Genomic DNA, 3,960 nt, shown 5'->3' on the forward strand with positions numbered 1-3,960 from the left:
CCCCATCCCGATGACGAGCATCTTCGAGAGCCCGCTCTCTACCTCCCCGCCGAAGTCGGTGTGGGGTTTGATGCGGTTGACCGGGACGATGGCGTCGGCCTCGACGGCGTGGGCGTCGGCGTACACCGGGACCTCGCGTTCGGGCGTCTCGCCGACCGTGACGACGTCCATCGTCGCCCGGATCTCACAACCGATCTCCTCCTCCGTGACGCCCAGCGTCGCGAGCTTCTCGCGTTGCCCCTCCGCGGTCGCCCCGCCGTGGCTCCCCATCGCCGGGAAGACGAACGGCTCGTACCCTCGCTCCCGCAATCCAGTGACGACGCCGTCGACGATTTCGGGGAGGTTGGCGATGCCGCGACTTCCCGCCCCGACGGCGACCTCGCCGCCTGCGGGGACGTCCTCGAGCTCGAGGTCTTCGACCGCCGCGGCCGCCTCGGCAGCGACCGCGTCGGGCGGAATCGGGTCCGTCTCCCAGCGCTGTTCGATGAGCCCCATCCGCGGCAGGGCCACCTCCCCGCAGGCCGTTCCGACCGTCGACTCGGATACCGTGAGATCGTCGCGCATAGAAGGAGTGTGAGCGGAGAACGGGAAAAGCGTACCGAGGGACCGACTCGGATCGGAGCGACGGGAGAGCTACGTGTTAGAAACCCTTCCCGAGCATCTCGCGGGCGATGACGTTCTTCTGAATCTCGCTGGTTCCCTCGTAGATCTGGGTGATCTTCGCGTCGCGGTAGAACCGCTCGACGGGGAAGTCGTTGACGTAGCCGGCGCCGCCGTGGATCTGGACGGCCTCGTCGGCGACGTCGACGGCGACCCGGGAGGCGTACTCCTTGGCCATCGAGGCGAGCTTGGTGATGTCCTCGCCCTGGTCGACCTTCCAGGCGGACTTGTAGGTCAGGTTGCGGGCGGCCTCGGTGTCGGTCGCCATCTCGGCGAGTTTGTGCTGGATCGCCTGGAACTCCGAGATCGACTGGCCGAACTGCTCGCGGTCCTGGGCGTACTCGAGGGCGGCGCGGGTCGCACCCTTCGCGATACCGACGCCCTGGGCCGCGACGGCGGTCCGAGTCTCGTCGAAGAACTGCATCTGCTGCATGAACGCGGCGTCTTTCGTCCCGATGAGGTTCTCCTCGGGAACGCGGACGTCGTCGAAGACGAGTTCGGCGGTGTCGGAGGCTCGGATTCCGAGCTTGCCGGTGATCTTGTCGGCCGAGAAGCCGTCGCGGTCGGACTCGACGACGATCTGGCTGAACCCGTTGTACCGTCCCTCGGCCTCGGGGTTGGTCTCACAGAGCACGACGAAGAAGTCGCCGACGGTGCCGTTGGTGATCCACATCTTGTTCCCGTTTACCACCCACTCGTCGCCGTCCTTCTCGGCCTGCGTCGAGACCGAGGAGACGTCGGAGCCGGTGTCGGGCTCGGAGATCGCCGCACCCGAGATTTTCTCGCCCATCGCGACGGGCTCGAGGAACCGTTCCTTCTGGTCTTCGGTCCCGAAGTTCATGATCGCCTCGCAGCCGAACGAGGTCGAGACGATCGAGAGCGCGATCCCGGGGTCGTAGGAGAACAGCTCCTCGGTGATGATCGCGGTGTCGAGGATGGAGTAGCCGGCCCCGCCGTAGTCCATCGGGATGTAGGCGCCGGTCAGCCCCATCTCGGCGGCCTTATCGATGACGTCGTGGGGGTACTTTTCCTCCTCGTCGTACTCCTGGGCGACGGGAACGATCTCGTTTTCCGCGAATCGCGTGACCTCGTCGCGGATCTGTTGCTGTTCTTCGGAGAGCCCGAATTCCATGGACGATAGTTATCTACGATCGGGTAAAGGTGTTTGTAACCGGAAGTAAACGGAACTGTAGTTTCATTTACGAAAGAGGGAAACGTTCAAACGGGTCCGCACTGCATACGATACTATGGAGATAGACGATATCAACACCGTCGCAGTTCTTGGAGCGGGCAACATGGGACACGGTATCGCGGAGGTCGCCGCGATGGCCGGCTACGACGTCGCCATGCGCGATATCAAAGAGGAGTTCGTCCGGGACGGCTACGACCAGATCGAGTGGTCGCTGAACAAACTCGCCGAGAACGACCAGCTCTCTCAGGAGGAAGCCGACGCCGCCTTAGAGCGCGTGACGCCGCTGGTCGACATGGAGGAAGCCTGCGGAAACGCCGATATCGTCATCGAGGCCGTCCCCGAGAAGATGGAGATCAAGAAGGACGTCTACGGGGAACTCGAGGAGGTCGCGCCCGACCGGGCCATTTTCGCGACCAATACCTCGAGCCTCTCGATCACCGAACTCGCGGACGTCACCGAGCGACCGGAGCGGTTCTGCGGGATGCACTTCTTCAACCCGCCGGTTCGGATGCCGCTGGTCGAAGTGATCTCGGGCGCCGAGACCGACGAGGAGACCCTCGAGGTCGTCGAGGCGCTGGCCGAGGCGTTCGACAAGTCGCCCGTACGCGTCCACAAGGACTCGCCCGGCTTCATCGTCAACCGCATCCTCGTCCCGCTGATGAACGAGGCCTGCTGGCTCGTCGAGGAGGGCGAGGCCACCATCGCCGAGGTCGACTCGACGACCAAGTACGGAATGGGACTGCCGATGGGCAGCTTCGAACTCGGCGACCAGGTCGGCAACGACGTCAGCTACCACGTGCTGGAGTACATGCACGAGGTCCTCGGCGAGGCCTACGAGCCCTGCCCGCTGCTCGAGCGCAAGGTCGAGAACGAGGAGCTGGGCAAGAAGACCGGAAAGGGCTTTTACGACTACGAGGACGGCGACGGCGCCGATATCCCGACCGACGAGGGGTCCGACCTCGTCGAGGAGCGACTCGTCGCCACGATGGCCAACGAGGCCGCGAAGCTGATCGGCGGCGACGTCGCCCCGCCGGAATCGATCGACGAGGCGACCCAGCTCGGCGCGGGCTTCCCCGACGGCCCCGTCAAGCTGGCCGACGAGTTCGGCCTCGAGAACGCACTCGAGGCCCTCGAGGACGCCTACGAGGCGACGGGCCACGAGCGCTACGCGCCCGCCGACTACCTCGAGGAGCGCGCGAGCGAGGGTGGATTCTACGAGACCGGCGAGGACGACGACGAGGTCGCGTTCGACGCGATCCGCGTCGAGTACCCCGGGGAGATGGTCGGACAGATCGTCCTCGATCGGCCACACCGGATGAACACCATCAGCGACGACTTGCTCGAAGAGCTCGCGCAAGCTGTCGAAATCCTCGAGGACGACGACGAGGTTCGCTCGATCCTCATCGTCGGCGAAGGCGACCGCGCGTTCTCCGCGGGCGCGGACGTCCAGAGCATGGCCGCCGGGGGTGCGGACCCGATCGGTGCCGTCGAACTCTCGAAGCAGGGTCAGTCCGTGTTCGGTAAACTCGAGTCTTCGGAACTGCCGGTCGTAGCGGGTATCGACGGCTACTGTCTCGGCGGCGGGATGGAACTCTCTATGTGTGCGGACATCCGGATCGCGAGCGAACGCTCCGAGTTCGGTCAGCCCGAACTCGACCTCGGACTGATCCCCGGCTGGGGCGGTACCCAGCGCCTGGCGAACCTCATCGGAGAGGGACCGGCCAAGGAGATCATCCTCACGGCCGAGCGCTACGAGGCCGACGAGATGAAGCGGTTCGGCTTCGTCAGCGACGTCGTCGACAACGCCGACCTCGAGGAACGAGCGTTCGAACTGGCCGCCAACCTCGCCGGCGGGCCGCCGATCGCGACGAAGTACACCAAGCGTGCGATGCTCGCTGGCCGCCACGATACCGACGCCGGTCTCGAGTACGAGGCGTCGGCGTTCGGTCAGCTGATGGCGACCGACGACCTGATGGAGGGGATCACGGCGTTCATGGGCGACGGGGAGCCGGAGTTCGAGGGGAAGTGAGCTATAGTAGCCACTGCAAGTCAATGCACACCTGATCGCACGACAGCTGTGCGATCAGTGTGTAAATCGTTGCAGTTGT

2 protein-coding genes and 1 pseudogene are annotated in these 3,960 nt (G+C 65.0%); 1 reads left to right on the forward strand and 2 read right to left on the reverse strand.

What is annotated here, in order from left to right:
- Together ACNA7R_RS19520 and ACNA7R_RS19525 are read right to left on the reverse strand one after the other, a co-directional pair.
- Positions 1–564, reverse strand: a pseudogene (locus ACNA7R_RS19520) (DUF362 domain-containing protein); the annotation flags it as partial.
- Between the two features lie 76 nt (positions 565–640).
- Positions 641–1,792 (reverse strand): acyl-CoA dehydrogenase family protein, encoded by a 1,152-nt coding sequence (locus ACNA7R_RS19525; protein WP_416285192.1) that lies wholly within the window; start codon positions 1,790–1,792, stop codon positions 641–643.
- 115 nt (positions 1,793–1,907) lie between these two features.
- Here ACNA7R_RS19525 and ACNA7R_RS19530 point away from each other — a divergent pair, with 115 nt between their 5' ends.
- Positions 1,908–3,881: a 3-hydroxyacyl-CoA dehydrogenase NAD-binding domain-containing protein gene (locus ACNA7R_RS19530; RefSeq protein ID WP_416285194.1), complete on the forward strand. Its 1,974-nt coding sequence runs from the start codon at positions 1,908–1,910 to the stop codon at positions 3,879–3,881.
- Positions 3,882–3,960 lie beyond the last annotated feature (79 nt).

It is taken from the genome of Natronococcus sp., assembly GCF_047921035.1.
Classification (GTDB): Archaea; Halobacteriota; Halobacteria; order Halobacteriales; family Natrialbaceae; genus Natronococcus.

Bases quoted from the DNA above. Each gene is read 5' to 3' on its own strand.
- ACNA7R_RS19525 (WP_416285192.1), bottom strand. From the start codon at position 1,792: ATGGAATTCGGGCTCTCCGAAGAACAGCAACAGATCCGCGACGAGGTC.
- ACNA7R_RS19530 (WP_416285194.1), top strand. From the start codon at position 1,908: ATGGAGATAGACGATATCAACACCGTCGCAGTTCTTGGAGCGGGCAAC.